Source organism: Saliniramus fredricksonii (assembly GCF_900094735.1).
GTDB lineage: Bacteria > Pseudomonadota > Alphaproteobacteria > Rhizobiales > Beijerinckiaceae > Saliniramus > Saliniramus fredricksonii.
Genome location: NZ_FMBM01000002.1, coordinates 1,465,997 through 1,482,776, shown reverse-complemented (window position 1 = coordinate 1,482,776; position 16,780 = coordinate 1,465,997). Strand labels below are relative to the sequence as shown.

15 protein-coding genes are annotated in these 16,780 nt (G+C 62.9%); 11 read left to right on the top strand and 4 right to left on the bottom strand.

Annotated elements, in window-relative coordinates; translation table 11 throughout:
- Positions 1–111: 111 nt before the first annotated feature.
- The 6 genes from GA0071312_RS13340 (at position 112) to lpdA (ending at position 6,375) form a co-directional block, all read left to right on the top strand.
- Positions 112–432, top strand: coding sequence for an FtsB family cell division protein (locus tag GA0071312_RS13340; protein ID WP_074445369.1), 321 nt, complete (start codon positions 112–114; stop codon positions 430–432).
- A 160-nt stretch (positions 433–592) separates the two neighbouring features.
- Positions 593–1,636, top strand: coding sequence for a pyruvate dehydrogenase (acetyl-transferring) E1 component subunit alpha (pdhA, locus tag GA0071312_RS13335; protein ID WP_074445368.1), 1,044 nt, complete (start codon positions 593–595; stop codon positions 1,634–1,636).
- A 58-nt stretch (positions 1,637–1,694) separates the two neighbouring features.
- Complete coding sequence (locus GA0071312_RS13330; protein WP_074445367.1) at positions 1,695–3,110, top strand: pyruvate dehydrogenase complex E1 component subunit beta; 1,416 nt, start codon at positions 1,695–1,697, stop codon at positions 3,108–3,110.
- A gap of 5 nt (positions 3,111–3,115) precedes the next feature.
- Positions 3,116–3,415, top strand: coding sequence for a DUF5076 domain-containing protein (locus GA0071312_RS13325; RefSeq protein WP_074445366.1), 300 nt, complete (start codon positions 3,116–3,118; stop codon positions 3,413–3,415).
- A gap of 24 nt (positions 3,416–3,439) precedes the next feature.
- Positions 3,440–4,840 carry a pyruvate dehydrogenase complex dihydrolipoamide acetyltransferase gene (locus tag GA0071312_RS13320; protein WP_074445365.1) on the top strand — a complete coding sequence of 467 codons (1,401 nt, stop codon included), beginning with the start codon at positions 3,440–3,442 and terminating at the stop codon, positions 4,838–4,840.
- Between the two features lie 101 nt (positions 4,841–4,941).
- Positions 4,942–6,375, top strand: a complete 1,434-nt coding sequence (gene lpdA, locus GA0071312_RS13315; RefSeq protein WP_074445364.1) for a dihydrolipoyl dehydrogenase — start codon at positions 4,942–4,944, stop codon at positions 6,373–6,375.
- Between the two features lie 57 nt (positions 6,376–6,432).
- Here the strand turns inward: lpdA and GA0071312_RS13310 are convergent, their stop codons facing one another.
- Complete coding sequence (locus GA0071312_RS13310) at positions 6,433–7,917, bottom strand: hypothetical protein (RefSeq protein WP_074445363.1); 1,485 nt, start codon at positions 7,915–7,917, stop codon at positions 6,433–6,435.
- Positions 7,918–8,131: 214 nt separating this feature from the next.
- Entirely contained in the window at positions 8,132–9,193 is a 1,062-nt protein-coding gene (locus GA0071312_RS13305; RefSeq protein ID WP_074445362.1) for a hypothetical protein, read from the bottom strand.
- Between the two features lie 571 nt (positions 9,194–9,764).
- On the opposite strand from GA0071312_RS13305, the gene lipA reads away from it, so the two are divergent.
- Together lipA and GA0071312_RS13295 are read left to right on the top strand one after the other, a co-directional pair.
- Positions 9,765–10,724 (top strand): lipoyl synthase, encoded by a 960-nt coding sequence (gene lipA / locus GA0071312_RS13300; protein WP_074445361.1) that lies wholly within the window; start codon positions 9,765–9,767, stop codon positions 10,722–10,724.
- Positions 10,725–10,734: 10 nt separating this feature from the next.
- Positions 10,735–11,184, top strand: a complete 450-nt coding sequence (locus GA0071312_RS13295; protein ID WP_074445360.1) for a type II toxin-antitoxin system RatA family toxin — start codon at positions 10,735–10,737, stop codon at positions 11,182–11,184.
- Positions 11,185–11,187: 3 nt separating this feature from the next.
- Here the strand turns inward: GA0071312_RS13295 and GA0071312_RS13290 are convergent, their stop codons facing one another.
- Both GA0071312_RS13290 and GA0071312_RS13285 read right to left on the bottom strand, forming a co-directional pair.
- Positions 11,188–11,688: a CinA family protein gene (locus GA0071312_RS13290; RefSeq protein WP_074445359.1), complete on the bottom strand. Its 501-nt coding sequence runs from the start codon at positions 11,686–11,688 to the stop codon at positions 11,188–11,190.
- Positions 11,685–12,908, bottom strand: coding sequence for a bifunctional 2-C-methyl-D-erythritol 4-phosphate cytidylyltransferase/2-C-methyl-D-erythritol 2,4-cyclodiphosphate synthase (locus GA0071312_RS13285; RefSeq protein ID WP_074445358.1), 1,224 nt, complete (start codon positions 12,906–12,908; stop codon positions 11,685–11,687). Before GA0071312_RS13285 ends, GA0071312_RS13290 begins: the two co-directional genes overlap by 4 nt.
- 129 nt (positions 12,909–13,037) lie before the next feature.
- Between GA0071312_RS13285 and dusB the strand changes: the two genes are divergently transcribed.
- Genes dusB through ntrC form a run of 3 tightly spaced genes read left to right on the top strand, consistent with a single transcriptional unit; the run spans position 13,038 to position 16,674 of the window.
- Positions 13,038–14,078, top strand: a complete 1,041-nt coding sequence (dusB, locus tag GA0071312_RS13280) for a tRNA dihydrouridine synthase DusB (RefSeq protein ID WP_074445357.1) — start codon at positions 13,038–13,040, stop codon at positions 14,076–14,078.
- Positions 14,075–15,205 carry a two-component system sensor histidine kinase NtrB gene (locus GA0071312_RS13275; protein ID WP_074445356.1) on the top strand — a complete coding sequence of 377 codons (1,131 nt, stop codon included), beginning with the start codon at positions 14,075–14,077 and terminating at the stop codon, positions 15,203–15,205. Before dusB ends, GA0071312_RS13275 begins: the two co-directional genes overlap by 4 nt.
- Before the next feature lie 20 nt (positions 15,206–15,225).
- Positions 15,226–16,674 (top strand): nitrogen regulation protein NR(I), encoded by a 1,449-nt coding sequence (ntrC, locus tag GA0071312_RS13270; protein ID WP_074445355.1) that lies wholly within the window; start codon positions 15,226–15,228, stop codon positions 16,672–16,674.
- The last annotated feature ends 106 nt before the right edge of the window (positions 16,675–16,780 follow it).

Below are 16,780 nucleotides of genomic sequence, written 5' to 3'. Positions count from 1 at the left end.
CGGAGCACAACAAATGCGTTGCAACAATCAACGTGCGGGCATTGCGAAGAACCGCGATCATACCCTGCGCATGATTACGGAATCTTTACCATGACCGGCGAGAGTTGCCACATGGTGATCCGAGCCCGAGCCCGCGCAATCCTGATTCCCCTGGCGCTCTATGCGGCAACCGGGCTCACTGTCGCTTATTTCCTGCATCATGCCAATATCGGCCAGCGTGGCCTCGAGGCGAAGCGCGAACTCTCCGTACAGATCGAACAGACGCGTGCGGAGCTCGACGAACTCACCCGCGAACGCAAGGAATGGGAGCGCCGTGTCGCCCTCGTGCGCAGCGACCAGATCGACCGGGATCTGCTTGAGGAGCAGGCCCGCATGATGCTGGGCAGGGTCCATCGCAACGATCTCGTGATCCTGCTCGATGCGGGTGAGTGAGGAAATTTTTGAATTAACTGAAATCTGATTAATTTTAAAAACATGTTTCAAGGCAAGTGCTTACTCCATGTTGCGCTGCGGTCGTCGGTGCCATCCCGCCCCTCGCTTTTCGACTTTCGTTGAGCTATGTAGGGAGAGAGGAACATCTCGGAGGGATTGCATGGCCACGGCTGCGCGCAAATCTGGAGGTGCCGCGTCCAAGTCCGCAAAGGGCACAACGCGTCGCACCACCCGCAACACACCATCACTGTCGAAAGACGAGGAATTCCAGGCCTATCGCGACATGCTGCTGATCCGGCGCTTCGAGGAGAAGTCCGGCCAGATGTACGGCATGGGGCTGATCGGCGGTTTCTGCCATCTCTATATCGGGCAGGAAGCGGTTGTCGTCGGCATGCAGATGGCGTCGAAGGACGGGGATCAGGTGATCACGGGATACCGGGATCACGGGCACATGCTCGCCACGGGCATGGACCCCAAGGGCGTGCTCGCCGAACTGACCGGGCGCAAGGGCGGCTATTCCAAGGGGAAGGGCGGCTCGATGCACATGTTCTCCAAGGAAAAGCACTTCTATGGCGGCCATGGCATCGTCGGCGCGCAGGTCCCGCTCGGCACCGGCATCGCCTTCGCAAGCCGGTATCGCGGCGAGGACAGTGTCTGCCTGACCTATTTCGGAGACGGCGCGGCCAACCAGGGCCAGGTCTACGAGAGCTTCAACATGGCCGCCCTGTGGAAGCTGCCGGTGGTCTACGTGATCGAGAACAACCGCTATGCCATGGGCACATCGGTCAGCCGCGCTGCGGCGCAGACGGATTTCTCGCGGCGCGGGCTCTCCTTCAACATTCCCGGCGAGCAGGTCGACGGCATGGATATCCGCGCCGTGAAGGAAGCGGGCGAGCGCGCCATCGAGCATGCCCGTTCCGGCGAGGGGCCCTTCATCCTCGAAATGCTGACCTACCGCTATCGCGGCCATTCCATGTCCGACCCGGCGAAGTATCGCACCAAGGACGAGGTGACGCGCATGCGTGAGGAGCAGGATCCGATCGAGCAGGTCCGCCGCCGCCTTCTCGGCGAGTGGGAGGTCCCGGAAAAGGATCTGAAGGAAGTCGACAGCGAGATCCGCAAGATCGTCAACGAGGCGGCCGATTTCGCGACCAACGATCCCGAGCCCGATCCGTCGGAGCTCTGGACCGACATCCTGCACTGATTCCCGATCAACCCGTCGCGCTCGCGACAGCGCGCGCTCAGCGGAGAGCTTCGAGCCCATGCCCATCGACGTATTGATGCCCGCATTGTCTCCGACCATGGAGCAGGGCAAACTGGCCAAATGGCTTAAGAAGGAAGGCGATTCCGTCAAACCCGGCGACGTGCTCGCCGAGATCGAGACCGACAAGGCGACCATGGAGGTCGAGGCGGTCGACGAGGGAACGCTGGCCAAGATCCTGATCGGCGACGATACCGACAACGTCGCCGTCAACACGCCCATCGCCATCATCGCCGAGGAAGGCGAGGACGTGAATGAAGCCGCCAAGGCCGGCCCGAAAGCATCCGCGCCGGAGGGCGGGGCGTCGCAGGAGGCGGAGCCCGCCGAGGAGAAATCCTCCGAATCCGGGAGCGATTCCGCGCCCCCGGCGGCCCCGGCGGTCGCGCGCTCCGCGAATGCCTATGACGCCTCCGACGAGGTGCCGGAGGGCACCGAAATGGTCGATACGACCATCCGCGAGGCTCTGCGGGACGCCATGGCGGAAGAGATGCGCCGGGACGAGAAGGTCTTCGTCATGGGCGAGGAGGTGGCCGAGTACCAGGGCGCCTACAAGGTCACGCAGAACCTGCTGCAGGAATTCGGCGAACGCCGCGTCGTCGATACGCCGATCACCGAGCACGGTTTCGCCGGCCTCGGCGTCGGCGCGGCCTTCTCGGGCCTGCGTCCTGTGGTCGAGTTCATGACCTTCAACTTCGCCATGCAGGCGATCGACCAGATCATCAATTCGGCGGCCAAGACGCTCTACATGTCCGGCGGTCAGCTCGGCTGCCCGATCGTGTTCCGTGGCCCGAACGGCGCCGCCTCGCGCGTCGCGGCGCAGCACAGCCATGATTACGCCGCATGGTATTCCAACGTGCCGGGGCTGAGCGTGGTGATGCCCTATACGGCGGCGGATGCGAAGGGGCTCCTCAAGAGCGCCATTCGCGATCCCAACCCGGTGATCTTCCTGGAGAACGAGGTTCTCTACGGGCAGAGCTTCCCGGTGCCGAAGCTGGATGATTTCACGGTCCCGATCGGCAAGGCGCGGGTGCATCGCAAGGGCGACGACGTCACCATCGTCTCCTTCGGCATCGGCATGAGCTACGCCATCAAGGCGGCGGAGGAACTGGCCAGGGAGGGGATCGAGGCGGAGATCATCGATCTGCGCACCATCCGCCCGATGGATTCCGACACGGTCATCGCCTCGGTGATGAAGACCGGGCGCTGCGTCGCGGTGGAGGAAGGTTTCCCGCAATCGGGTGTCACGGCGGAGATCGCCACCCGGATCATGGAGCAGGCCTTCGATTATCTGGACGCGCCGGTGGCGCGGGTCACCGGCAAGGACGTGCCGATGCCCTACGCCGCCAATCTCGAGAAGCTCGCCCTGCCGAGCGTCGCCGAGGTCGTCCAGGCCGCGAAAGCCGTCTGCTACAAGTGAGCGATATGAGCGACAAGCCGCAATTCCACGAACTCGCCGTTCCCCCCGATGTCGCCGAAAAGGGCGGCCACGAGGTGTTGCGGGCGAGTGTGGTGGAGGGCGAGGTGAGTATCGCCCTGCGGCGCTCGTTCGACGATCCATTCACCTGGGGGGTGCTGTTCTCGGACCTCGCGCGCCATGCCGCGCGGGTCTATGCGCTTGAGACGGGTATCGACGAGGCGGAGGCGCTGGCCCAGATCCGTGCCGGATTCGAGGCCGATGTCGAACCGCCCGACGATTCCGGCTCCACCCCTTCCCTCAACTGATTTCAGCTCAGGATCACAAGCCCGATGCCGATCAAAGTCCTGATGCCCGCCCTGTCGCCGACGATGGAAAAGGGCAATCTCGCCAAATGGCTCAAGCAGGAAGGCGACAGCGTCAAGCCCGGCGATGTCCTCGCCGAGATCGAGACCGACAAGGCGACCATGGAGGTCGAGGCGGTCGATGAAGGAACGCTGGCCAAAATCGTCGTGCCGGAAGGGACGTCCGATGTCCCCGTCAACGATCTCATCGCGCTGATCGCGGAGGAGGGCGAGGATCCGGCCAAGGTCGAGGTGCCCGCTGATGGCGGTGGCGCGCCGACCAGGCCGCAGGACGAGGCTCCGAAAGGTGAGGCTCCCAAGGCTGAATCCAAGGCGGAAGCCGAGAAGGAGGCCCCCGCCGCGCCCCCGGCCATGTCCGAGGCGGCACCCGCTCCCTCCAAGGCGCCGCCCGTACCGAAGACCGGCTCCGGCGAGCGCATCTTCGCCTCGCCGCTCGCGCGTCGCATCGCCAGGGATGCCGGGCTCGATCTGAAGGCGGTGAAGGGCTCCGGCCCGCATGGGCGCATCATCGAGCGCGATGTCCGCGCTGCGGTCGAGAAGGGCGTCGGCAAGGCGGAGGCGGCTGCGCCCGCCGCGAAGCCCGAGGCGCCGAAGGCGGCGGCTCCTGCCGGTGCGATGGCGCAAGGCATGTCGGTGGATCAGGTCAAGGCCATGTATCCGGCGGATTCCTACGAGGAAGTCAGCCTCGACGGCATGCGCAAGACCATCGCCAAGCGCCTGCTCGAATCGAAGCAGACCATCCCGCATTTCTATCTGACGCTCGATATCGAGCTCGATGCACTGATGGCCCTGCGCAAGCAGCTGAACGACGCCGCGACCAAGGACAAGGAGGGCAAGCCCGCCTACAAGCTCTCGGTCAACGATTTCGTCATCAAGGCGCTGGCGCTCTCACTGCAGAAGGTACCCGATGCCAACGCCGTCTGGGCCGAGGACCGGATCCTGCGCTTCCGGCATTCCGATGTCGGCGTCGCCGTGGCGATCGACGGGGGCCTGTTCACCCCGGTGATCCGCGCGGCGGAGACGAAGTCGCTCTCGGCGATCTCGGCGCAGATGAAGGATCTTGCGGGCCGCGCGCGCAACAAGCGGCTCAAGCCCGAGGAATACCAGGGCGGCACCACGGCGGTGTCGAATCTGGGCATGTTCGGCATCCGCGAATTCTCCGCCGTGATCAACCCGCCGCATGCGACGATTCTCGCCGTCGGCGCGGGTGAGAAGCGCGTCGTTGTCAAGGATGACGCGCCAGCGGTGGTGCAGGCGATGAGCGTCACGCTCTCCTGTGATCACAGGGTGGTGGACGGCGCGCTCGGCGCCGAATTGCTGCAGTCCTTCAAGGGGCTGATCGAGAATCCGATGGGTATGCTCGTGTGAGCGCCCGATGCGGCCGGGGCTTGCCCGGTCGCGGTTTTCCTTTGATCTGAGCGCCCGCTGCGTGACGGTGCGGCGCGCCCGGCAGGACGGGAGTTTTGCGCATGTCCGATTACGATATCATCATCCTCGGTGCTGGCCCCGGCGGTTACGTGGCCGCGATCCGCGCCGCGCAACTCGGCTTCAGGACGGCGGTCGTCGATCGCGAGCATCTCGGCGGCATCTGCCTGAACTGGGGCTGCATCCCGACCAAGGCGCTGCTGCGCTCGGCCGAAATCTTCCACTATTTCGAGCACGCCAAGGATTTCGGCCTGTCCGCCAAGGACGTCTCTTTCGACATGGAAGCGGTGGTGAAGCGCTCGCGCGGCGTCTCCGGGCGCCTCAATGGCGGCGTCGGCATGCTGCTGAAGAAGAATAAGGTCGATGTGATCTGGGGCGAGGGGGCGATTGAGGCGCCCGGCAAGGTGACCGTCAAGAAGGCGACAAAATCGGTCGAGGGCCCGCCCAAGGAAGCGCCGAAGGGCGCGCTCGGCCCGGGCTCCTACAGCGCCAAGAACATCATCGTCGCCACCGGTGCCCGCCCGCGCGTGCTGCCCGGGATCGAGCCGGACAAGGATCTGATCTGGACCTATTTCGAGGCGATGGTGCCCAAATCTATGCCGAAATCCGTGCTGGTGATGGGCTCGGGCGCGATCGGTATCGAATTCGCCTCATTCTACCGTACCATGGGTGCCGAGGTGACGGTGGTCGAGCTGCTGCCGCAGATCCTGCCCGTCGAGGATGCCGAGATCGCAGCCCATGCGCGCAAGCGCTTCGAGAAGCAGGGCATCAGGATCCTCACCGGCGCCAAGGTCTCCAAGGTCGAGAAGGGCAAGGGCAGTGTCACCGCCACGATCGAGGACGACAAGGGCAAGCAGACAATCACGGCGGAGAAGCTGATCTCGGCGGTCGGCGTTGTCGGCAATATCGAGAATCTGGGCCTCGAGAAGCTCGGCGTGAAGACCGATCGCGGCTGCGTCGTCACGGACGGGCTCGGCCGCACCAATGTGCCCGGCATCTACGCCATCGGCGATGTCGCCGGCCCGCCCATGCTGGCCCACAAGGCCGAGCATGAGGGCGTGCTCTGCGTCGAGACCATCAAGGGCCTGCATACGCATGCGATGGACAAGGCGATGATCCCCGGCTGCACCTATTGCCACCCGCAGATCGCCTCTGTCGGCCTCACCGAAGCCAAGGCCAAGGAGGCGGGTTACGAGCTCAAGGTCGGGCGCTTCCCCTTCCAGGGCAACGGCAAGGCGATCGCGCTGGGCGAACCCGAAGGCATGGTGAAGACGATCTTCGACAAGAAAACCGGCAAGCTGCTCGGCGCCCACATGGTCGGCACCGAGGTGACCGAGCTGATCCAGGGCTATGTCGTCGCCATGAACCTGGAGACGACCGAGGAAGAGCTGATGCACACGGTCTTCCCGCATCCCACGCTCTCGGAGATGATGCATGAGAGCGTGCTGGATGCGTATGGGCGGGTGATACATAGCTGAGCGAACTTATGGCGATTGGTGAATGCCGGGCGGGCGCCCCGCCCGGCATTCTGTGCCTCATTGAGGCATCGTCTCCTCGAATGGCTGCCTCATGTCGACCGGATCGCGATATGTGCCTTGGAAAACATTCCGGACGAATTCATGATCCTCTTCCCTCATTCCCAGCGCTCGTAAATGCTCCGGCGGCATGTCCTGCCAGCCTTCTCCAGCAAATCCAAAGAATTGGGCGCTATTCTCGTGGCTAATGACCTGAGAGCCGAAATCAAGATCGTATAGATTACCAAACCGGTTGTCCGTGAAACCCGGTACTTCAATACCATGAATATGATTCAATACGTGGACTGCGTCGTAGACAGCTCCAAAATCTTCATAATTCCGAATGCCGTGTGCAATTATGCTTTGTACGTCAGGCGGAAGCATGTAGGCAATCGGCATTGCAACTTCTTGGGTGAAACGATTTATTTGCGAAGCGAGTTCAATGACACTGTTGCCGTAGGTTTCACCGCCCAAGCTGCGGGCCAGTTCGAATGGGTTGGCGCCGTTGATCAGACGGCTGGTAATGTTTACATTCTCAATGCTCTCATCGTTGTCCGGGTTTTCGAGAATGGGGATTTCGGGTAGCCGATCGGGTGAAAATGCGTTCAGGATCGCCTGTTCGAGATCGATTTCCTGGCTTCCCTTCATGAAAGTCATTTCACCGTTTTCGTCGACAACAAGCGCTAGCCGGAATCCGGCCCCGACCTTCACGTCAAAGAAATCGTTGGCCAGCTCCAAGATCTGGGAGCCGCGCATCATGCCCTGTCCTAGGGCCGCTACCGTCGGCTTCGGAACGGCAGATGCGACGCGCCCCAGCTCACGCAGGGCAACTTCAACTGGCTGCATTGCCGATCCCGCTACGCCAAAATTCATCGAATAGGTTCCGGGCGGAACTTCGGAGATTTCGCCACGCGCAAACTGCTCCAGGGCATCCTGTGTGACGCCGTCGCTGGATCTCAAATTGAAGAAACCGAGCACGGTCATGCCATTGATCTTTGCCGAAACTGTTCCTCCGACACCGCCCTCGATAGTAAGATCGGGTCTTGACAAGCGCACACCCTCGGCACCCTCGGCATCATCCGGCGATCCGAGTTCCGGTCTGATAGTGCTGACGAGACCGATACTGCAGTTGAGCGGCCCGCAAGGGAAAGGACGAAGCGGTTGCGCGACAAAAAGTGATGGCGTTCCGCCATTCGTCGGTATCGTGGCAAAGGCCGCGCCTCCGGGGCCAATCCCGCTACCCGCGAGTGCTTCCGTGGCCAGGCTCTCAAGTCCTCTACGGGTTGCCGGACCCTGAGTCACACCCACTACCCATGCGTCTGGGCCTAATTCCACTTCTTGTGAGGGGTCTTCCATCGGGATCAGCGGCATAATCTCGATCTCGGCCTCCTCGGATTGCTGTACTTGTTTTGCCTCCTGCTGGCGCGCGAGTGCGAAAGCGGCTCCTTGGGTCTCTTGTCTCGATTGCAACGCAGTGGTCCTGTCGAGATTCATCACGACGTTCATATTGTAATCTCCCTGAAATATAAAAAATATATTAGAAAATATTTTCTAGCATACAAAATTGCATTTTTAAAACTAAAATATATTTTATAAGGTTATACATAGAGAAGAGTATCTGTAGTTTCCGTATAGTCTGCGCATCCCGACAGGTCGTGACGGATCGCGCAGGGTAATCCGTTTTTCAACGAATAGGTTGCATCGCCTCACCCCTGGCCGGTCACCGCACCCACTCATCCATCAACAGGGCCCGGATCAACGCGTAATCGGTGGGGCGCGCGCGGTTGGCTTCCTGCAGCTCCGGAATCCCGAAATCGACGTAAGGATTGGCCAGTGCCGCGATCAGCCGCTCCCGGTCCTGCGGCAGAACGGCGTCGACGAGGGCGTGGATCACCGTCTGCGTATCTGCGTAGCTGGTCATGCCATAGGCATAGGCGCTGCGCGCCTCGTCGCCGAGCATGGAGAAATACATCGGGATCACCGCATCCACCGCGCGCCGGATCTGCGCCACGGTTTCGAGCGCGGCATGGCCGCCCGTCTGCCCGGTCTCGCGATAGAGCGCGAAGGGGGAAGTGCCGTCGATGAGGTGCAACTGGTCGGTGATGCTCGCGAAGATGTTCCCCGAATCGGCATTGCGGGCGGGAATTTCCAGGCGCGGCTCTTCGCCGTCACCGAAGAACAGATGCAGCAGATACTCCGGCGTGACCTCGTTGCCGCGATGGACGAGCCGCGTTTCGCCGGAAACGGTATCGTGCTCCAGGGTCATCGGCAGGCCGCCCCCGACAAAGGTGCGGGCGTAGAGATTGGCGTTGTCGATGCCGGCGGCGAGGCTCTCGAGCTTGCGTGCTCCGGCCTGGCTGTGCAGGCTCGGTATCAGCATCAGACCGCGCGACATCAGCCGCGCGAGCGATCCGACGATCTGTTCCGGCGAAATCCCGGCCCCCACGGTCACCGAGAGGCGCATGACGCCGTCACTGTCGGGATAGGCGCTGACGCTGGTCTCGTCATCGGCCTGCATGTAGGAGCGTGCATTGATATAGACGAGCATGGTCGGCAACCCGATCGGGTCCAGGACGAAGACGGCGCCGGTCCCGATATCGATCCGCCCCGCATCATTGATGATGCCGAGCGTGCTGAATGACAGGGCCGTGGTCGGGCTCGTTTCCAGGAAGATGAGCTTGTGCGAATTGTAGAGCCCGTAATTGTCGGTATGGGGATCATATGTCGCGAAAACGCCCTGGGAAAGATATGTGAAGCCAACGAAATATCCGAAAGCCGGCACATCCTCGGTGCGCAGGAGCAGCTAGCCCAAGGGACCGACTTCGCGAACATCCTCAAGAAAATTCGCCACTTCACGCTCTGCGGATACCGGTCCGCTCGCTTGTATGACCGTTTCGGCGCGGGGCGGTGCGATCAGGCCGTGAGAAGCCGCAGACGGGCTCGCGGCGCTGGCGCGCACCAGCGCGAAGGGCCCATGCTCAGAGTTGTGAAGATGGGCCGTCCCGGAATTGCCGCCAGCCGCCATGAGGGAGGGATTCGGGCTCTTTGCTGATAGTGATGCCGACATCAAATTATCTCGAAACATATGTGATATCCTCAAAAAAGCTTTTTCTATCTGCGTTAATTGAAGTTCCCGCAACCCTTGCTATGCATAAAGATGTCTCTTTCGCGATCAAATTTCGTGCGCCGGGGCAGCGCTTCCGCGCGGATCTTCCTTGCGGAACGACGCGATCCGGTCGTCCGGAATCCGGCGAAAGCTCTTCCGGCCACGCCTGCCGCGGGTTGCCAGACGGGCCGCATCGGCCTATGTCGGAGAGGTCGCGACCCCGTTCACGTTTGCGGAATTTTTTGACATGGCCGTTGTTCTCGATCTCCTCAAGAAGGATACCCGTCCCCGTCATCCGGAAAAGGCGCATCGGCCCGATCAGCCGATCCTGCGCAAGCCGGAATGGATTCGCGTCAAGGCGCCCGGTTCGCCGAAATGGGCGGAGACCAACCGGATCGTGAAGGAGAACAAGCTCGTCACCGTCTGCGAGGAAGCCGGTTGCCCCAATATCGGCGAATGCTGGGAAAAGAAGCACGCCACCTTCATGATCATGGGCGACACCTGCACCCGCGCCTGTGCCTTCTGCAACGTCAAGACCGGTCGCCCCGAGGCACTCGATCCGCATGAGCCGGAAAATGTCGCCAAGGCCGTCGAGAAGCTCGGCCTGCGGCACGTCGTCATCACCTCCGTCGATCGTGACGATCTTGCCGATGGCGGCGCGCAGCATTTCGCCGATGTGATCCACGCCATCCGCGCGCGCGCGCCCGGGACGACGATCGAGATCCTGACCCCCGATTTCCTGCGCAAGGACGGCGCGCTGGAGGTCGTGGTGAAGGCGCGTCCGGACGTGTTCAACCACAATCTCGAAACAGTGCCTTCGAAATATCTGACGGTGCGCCCCGGCGCGCGCTACTTCCACTCCATTCGCCTGCTCCAGCAGGTGAAAGAGCTCGATCCGACCATTTTCACCAAGTCGGGCATCATGGTCGGGCTCGGCGAGGAACGCAATGAAGTGCTCCAGCTGATGGATGATCTGCGTGCTGCGGATGTGGATTTCATGACGATCGGCCAGTATCTCGCGCCGACCCGCAAGCACCATCCCGTGATCCGTTACGTGACGCCGGCGGAGTTCAATGCTTATGCGACGACGGCGCGGGCCAAGGGCTTCCTGCTGGTCTCCTCCACGCCGTTGACGCGCTCCTCCTATCATGCCGATGAGGATTTCGCGAAGCTCAAGGCGGCGCGGTTGAGCAGCAACGCGGGTTGATGGCCCAGCCATGCCGGCATTCCACACTGTCAAGAATGTTCCGCACACGCCGGTCCAGATGTTCGAACTGGTGGCGGATGTGGAGAAATATCCGGAATTCGTTCCGCTCTGCGAGAGCCTGCGCGTGCGCCGCAGGACGCAGAGTGGCGACGGGATAGAGATCCTCGTGGCCGATATGAGTGTCGGCTACAAGTCGATCCGCGAAACCTTCACCACCCGCGTCACCCTTGATCGTCCGCGCCTGCGTATCGATGTTGAATATATTGATGGCCCGTTCCGGTTTCTGGAAAACCGCTGGAAGTTCCTCAACCAGGGCGACAATGGATGCGAAGTGGATTTCCACATCGCCTATGAGTTCCGCAATTTCGCGCTCGGCATGCTGATGGGCGCGATGTTCGATCGCGCCTTCCGCAAATTCACCAGCGCCTTCGAGGCCCGCGCCCGTCAGGTCTACGGCTGAGCATCACGCCTCGGCGATCGCCGCTTCGAGCAGCCCGAGCGCGTCGTCGATGGTCATCAGCCGGATCTCCCCGCGTCCGCGATCGCCATAGCGCCTTTCGAGATGCACGGTCGCGCCACGCTGGCGCGCGCAGGCGAGATGGACGAGGCCGACGGGCTTCGCCACCGTCCCGCCACCCGGCCCTGCGACGCCGCTGACCGCGATTGCGACGTGCGCCCGCGACTGCGCGAGAGCACCTTCGGCCATGGCCCGCACCACCGTCTCGCTGACGGCGCCATGGGCTTCGATGGTCTCTGTCGGGACGCCGAGAAGCTCGTTTTTTGCCGCGTTCGAATAGCTGACGAAGCCCCGCTCGACCACGCGGGAAGAGCCGGCGATTTCGGTGAGCAGGCCGGCAATCAGCCCGCCGGTGCAGGATTCCGCCGTGGCGATCATCAATCCGCGCGCCGCAAAGACTTCGAGCAGGTTTGCGGCGCGGGTTTCGCGTTCCTCCGTGAAGATCATGCCGTGTCTCCTGATTGCCTGGTAACGGGAAGCCGGATCGTTGCTGCCGCCTGCGCCGCGATGCCTTCGCCGCGCCCGGTGAAGCCGAGTTTTTCGGTGGTCGTCGCCTTGATCGAGACGCAATCGGCATCGATTCCGGCGATCTGTGCGATCTGCGCGCGCATGGCCTCGCGATGCGGCCCGATCCTGGGGCGCTCGCACAGGATGGTGGCGTCGAGGAAGTCGATCACGCCGCCGCGTTCGCGCACGCGCGCCGCCGCGAAAGCGAGAAAGCGGTCCGAAGACGCGTGGCGCCATTGCGGATCGCTCGGCGGAAAATGCGTGCCGATATCGCCCTCGGCAAGCGCGCCGAGCACGGCATCGGTGAGGGCGTGCAGCACCACGTCACCGTCGGAATGGGCGACGACGCCATGCGCATGCGGCACGGCCACGCCACCCAGCATGACGTGGTTACCCGGACCGAAAATGTGGACGTCGAACCCGGTCGCCATACGGCTGATCATGCGCGGCACTCCATCGTTCTCGGCATAACGAAGAAAATCGGCTTCATGCGTGAGTTTCACATTGTCCGGATCACCGGCAAAGACATGGACATCCATTCCAGCCCATTCCGCCAGCGCACCGTCATCGGTGAAACCGGTCATGCCCGCATCAAGGGCGCGGCGATGGGCGGCGAGGAGGGGCGCGAGCCGGAATGCCTGCGGCGTCTGGACGGCCCGCAGGCCGTCACGCGGCGGCGTATGCGTCACACGACCGTCATCGGTGACCTGCTTGATCGTATCCGTTACCGGGATGCCAGGAAGGGCGGCGTCGTGCCTGACGAGGGCCATGCAGGCGCGTTGAATCAGGTCGCGGGAAAGGAAGGGGCGGGCCGCGTCATGCACGAGGACATGTGGGCAGGTGGATGCGTCGAGCACACAAAGGCCAGCATGGACGGAAGACTGGCGCGTCGCGCCGCCATGAACGGGTGGGAGCAACCGCGCACGTTCCGACTCGTCGAGAGCGGCGATACATGCGGCGTAGAGCCCTTCGTCGTCGGGGTGAATCGCCACGACGATGGTCGCGATGGCCGGTTCCGCGCACAGGGCCCGCAGAGTCCGTGTCAGAACCGGGATACCGTCGAGAAAGCGGTATTGCTTCGGGATACCGGCCCCGGCCCGCGTACCCCGTCCGGCGGCAACGACGAGCGCGGCGATCGTTTCGCGAATGGGCTTTCCCATGGGGTCTCCCTGATGGCACGGCAGTTTCGTGGTGATAGACCCGCCCTGTGATGAAGGCAATTGTCGCATGGCTGATCAGCCTGTTTTGCGGTATTGCACTTTTTTAAGGCTCGTCTATTTGTTAAGCAGATGCGGCGATGCGGTATTGAGCGGCATGCTGTAAACGGGGGCGGTGCGGTGCGGATCGGAAATGTCGAAATAGCGGGGCGCGTTGCGCTGGCGCCGATGTCCGGAGTGACGGATATCCACGCCCGCAGGATCGCCTCGCGTTTCGGCGCAGCGATGGTCGTCTGTGAAATGGTGGCGTCGGAGGCCTATGTCCATGGTGCGGAGGAAGCGCGGATCCGCGCGGAGGGGCAGGGGATCGATCCGCATATCGTTCAGCTCGCCGGATGCCGCGCCGGCTGGATGGCCGATGCCGCACGCATGGCCCAGGATACCGGTGCCGACATCGTCGACATCAATATGGGATGCCCGGCCAAGCACGTCTCCGGCGGCATGGCCGGCTCGGCGCTGATGCGCGACCTCGACCACGCCTGCGGGCTGATCGAGGCGGTGGTCGGGGCGGTAGAGGTGCCGGTCACCGTGAAGATGCGCCTCGGCTGGGATCACGCGCATATCAACGCGCCGGAACTTGCGCGCCGTGCCGAGTCACTCGGCGTCGCCGCGATCACGGTGCATGGGCGCACGCGCCAGCAATTCTACAAGGGCGAGGCGGATTGGCCGGCGATCGCCGCCGTGCGCGCGGCGACGACGCTTCCTCTGATCGCCAATGGTGATATCTGCGATGCCGATGATGCCCGCGCCGCGCTGGCGGCTTCCGGGGCGGATGCGGTGATGGTCGGTCGCGCCACGCTCGGAAAACCCTGGCTGATTGCCCGTATCGAGGCGCAGCTCGCCGGGTTGCCCTGGGCCGAACCTGATATGGCGACGAAAACCGCGGCAATTTCGGAGCATTACGAGGGGTTGCTGAGCCTGTACGGCCATCGCGTCGGCATCCGGCATGCCCGCAAGCATCTCGCCGCCTTTGCCGATCATGCGGCTGAAGAGGGTCACGCTCTGGCGCCGGATGCGCGGCGCGAGCTCGTCACCACGACAGAGCCGGCGCGGGTGCTCGCGCTTTTGCATTCGATCGTGAACGCCCCCGAGAAGATCGGAGCCGCCGCATGAGCCTGCCAACGCCCGAGGCGATGATGAACGCCCTGCCGCTCCCGGTTCTGACCATCGGGCCGGATAACGAAATCCTGCGGGTCAATGCCGCAGCGGAGGCGTTTCTGGAGAGCAGCCAGCGGGTGCTGGAGCGCAAGAAACTCAGTGATTACATGCCTTTCGGTTCGCCGGTTCTGGCGCTTGTCGACGAAGTGCGCCTGCGTGGGTCCAGCGTCAACGAGTACCGCGTCGATGTGGGCGGGCCGCGTCTGGGGATGGAGCGGATCGTCGATGCCTTCGCAACGCCTTTGAGCGATGCGGGCGGAATGGTCGTGCTGATGCTGCAGGAGCGCACCATCGCCGACAAGATGAATCGCCAACTGACCCATCGCAGTGCCGCGCGTTCGGTGACGGCGCTCGGTGCCATGCTGGCACACGAGATCAAGAACCCGCTCTCCGGAATTCGCGGTGCCGCGCAGCTGCTCGAGCAATCCGCCGACGAGGATGACCGGTTGCTCACCCGGCTGATCTGCGACGAGGCCGACCGGATCGTCAAACTGGTCGAGCGGGTGGAATTGTTTGGCGAGGCGGCGCCCGGCGCCGATCGTGGTCCGATCAACATCCATGCCGTGCTCGACCACGTGAAGCGGCTGGTCCAGTCGGGCTTTGCCCGCCATGTGCGCATCGTCGAGAACTACGATCCGTCGCTGCCGCCGATCTACGGATCGCGTGATCAGCTTGTGCAGGTTTTCATCAATCTGCTCAAGAATGCGGCAGAGGCGATCGGCCCGGACGCGCTGGAAGGGGAGATCGTGCTCTCCACTGCATTCCGGACAGGCATGCGTCTGCAGACGCCGGGCTCTTCCGAGCGGGTGAGCCTGCCTATCGAGATTGCCGTGCGCGATAACGGGCCCGGCATTCCCGACGAGTTCATTTCCGAGATGTTCGATCCCTTCGTCACCACGAAGGAGAACGGAAGTGGCCTTGGACTTGCTTTGGTCGCCAAGATCGTCGGCGACCATGGAGGTATCATCGAATGCGATCCCGCACCGCGACGCACCACATTCCGGATCCTGTTGCCGATGTTCAGTGAGAAGACGACGACGGAAACACCAGCGAGCGCGCCTCCGGCACAATCCCAATCGTAAAACGGAATCGAGACCGTCCCATGCCCAGCGGAAACATTCTCCTCGCCGATGACGATGCGGCCATCCGCACGGTTCTCAACCAGGCGCTCTCGCGTGCGGGTTATGAAGTCCGCTCGACGGGCAATGCCGCGACGCTCTGGCGCTGGGTGTCGCAGGGTGACGGCGATCTTGTGATCACCGATGTGGTGATGCCCGACGAGAACGCCTTCGACCTGCTGCCGCGAATCAAGCGCATGCGCCCCGATCTGCCCATCATCGTGATGAGCGCGCAGAACACCTTCATGACCGCGATCAAGGCCTCCGAGCGCGGCGCTTACGAATATCTGCCCAAACCCTTCGATCTGAAGGAGCTGGTCTCGATCGTCGGGCGCGCGATGTCGCGCCCGCGCGGCAAGGTGACGACGCCCGAAGGTGAGGGCGAAGACATTCCCCTGATCGGGCGCTCCCCCGCCATGCAGGAAATCTACCGTGCCCTCGCGCGGCTGATGCCGACCGATCTGACGGTGATGATCACGGGTGAATCGGGCACGGGCAAGGAACTCGTGGCCCGGGCGCTGCATGATTACGGCAAGCGGCGCACGGGCCCCTTCGTCGCGGTCAACATGGCGGCAATTCCGCGTGATCTGATCGAATCCGAGCTGTTCGGGCATGAGAAGGGTGCCTTCACCGGCGCTACCCAACGCAGCGCCGGACGTTTCGAGCAGGCGGAGGGCGGGACGCTCTTCCTCGACGAGATCGGCGACATGCCGATGGAGGCACAGACGCGCCTGCTGCGCGTGCTCCAGCAGGGCGAATACACGACCGTGGGCGGGCGTACGCCGATCCGCACCAATGTCCGCATCGTGGCTGCCACGAACAAGGATCTGCGGATCTCGATCCAGCAGGGTCTGTTCCGCGAGGATCTTTATTTCAGGATCAATGTCGTGCCCCTGCGGCTGCCGCCGCTGCGCGAGCGCATCGAGGATATTCCCGATCTGATGCGGCATTTCTTCTCGCTGATCGAGAAAGAGGGGCTCGCCCGCAAGCAGATCGACGCGGAGGCGATGGACCGGCTCAAGCGCTATCGCTGGCCGGGCAATGTCCGGGAGCTGGAAAATCTGGTGCGGCGACTTGCTGCGCTCTATCCGCAGGACACGATCACCGCGCCGATCATCGATGGCGAGCTCGACGTCAAACCGATCGAGACCGGCATGTCGGCCGTCAGCGAAACACCGGGCGAGCCGGAGACGCTGGCGGGCTCGGTGGAGCGCCATCTCAATTCCTATTTCCGCCAGTTCCGCGACGGTCTGCCGCCGCCGGGGCTGTATCATCGCATTCTGCGTGACGTCGAGGGGCCGTTGATCGGCGCGGCGCTGGCCGCCACCCGCGGCAACCAGATTCGCGCGGCAGAACTGCTCGGCCTCAATCGCAACACATTGCGCAAGAAGGTTCGCGATCTCGATCTGCCGGTGATCCGCACCAGCAGGTGACCTGGCCAACTCATCGCTGTGCATCCGCCCCGCAACTTCGCCCTCGCAACAAGGCCGGACGCAGTGTATTAGTTTCGCCACACTGTTGTGATCTTGCATCAGCGTG

Excerpts from the sequence above, each read along its gene's own strand:
- GA0071312_RS13330 (WP_074445367.1), top strand. The coding sequence starts at position 1,695 with ATGCCCATCGACGTATTGATGCCCGCATTGTCTCCGACCATGGAGCAG.
- GA0071312_RS13340 (WP_074445369.1), top strand. The coding sequence starts at position 112 with ATGGTGATCCGAGCCCGAGCCCGCGCAATCCTGATTCCCCTGGCGCTC.
- GA0071312_RS13290 (WP_074445359.1), bottom strand. The coding sequence starts at position 11,688 with ATGATCTTCACGGAGGAACGCGAAACCCGCGCCGCAAACCTGCTCGAA.
- lpdA (WP_074445364.1), top strand. The coding sequence starts at position 4,942 with ATGTCCGATTACGATATCATCATCCTCGGTGCTGGCCCCGGCGGTTAC.
- dusB (WP_074445357.1), top strand. The coding sequence starts at position 13,038 with ATGCGGCGATGCGGTATTGAGCGGCATGCTGTAAACGGGGGCGGTGCG.
- GA0071312_RS13285 (WP_074445358.1), bottom strand. The coding sequence starts at position 12,908 with ATGGGAAAGCCCATTCGCGAAACGATCGCCGCGCTCGTCGTTGCCGCC.
- pdhA (WP_074445368.1), top strand. The coding sequence starts at position 593 with ATGGCCACGGCTGCGCGCAAATCTGGAGGTGCCGCGTCCAAGTCCGCA.
- GA0071312_RS13310 (WP_074445363.1), bottom strand. The coding sequence starts at position 7,917 with ATGAACGTCGTGATGAATCTCGACAGGACCACTGCGTTGCAATCGAGA.
- GA0071312_RS13320 (WP_074445365.1), top strand. The coding sequence starts at position 3,440 with ATGCCGATCAAAGTCCTGATGCCCGCCCTGTCGCCGACGATGGAAAAG.
- GA0071312_RS13275 (WP_074445356.1), top strand. The coding sequence starts at position 14,075 with ATGAGCCTGCCAACGCCCGAGGCGATGATGAACGCCCTGCCGCTCCCG.
- lipA (WP_074445361.1), top strand. The coding sequence starts at position 9,765 with ATGGCCGTTGTTCTCGATCTCCTCAAGAAGGATACCCGTCCCCGTCAT.
- GA0071312_RS13325 (WP_074445366.1), top strand. The coding sequence starts at position 3,116 with ATGAGCGACAAGCCGCAATTCCACGAACTCGCCGTTCCCCCCGATGTC.
- ntrC (WP_074445355.1), top strand. The coding sequence starts at position 15,226 with ATGCCCAGCGGAAACATTCTCCTCGCCGATGACGATGCGGCCATCCGC.
- GA0071312_RS13295 (WP_074445360.1), top strand. The coding sequence starts at position 10,735 with ATGCCGGCATTCCACACTGTCAAGAATGTTCCGCACACGCCGGTCCAG.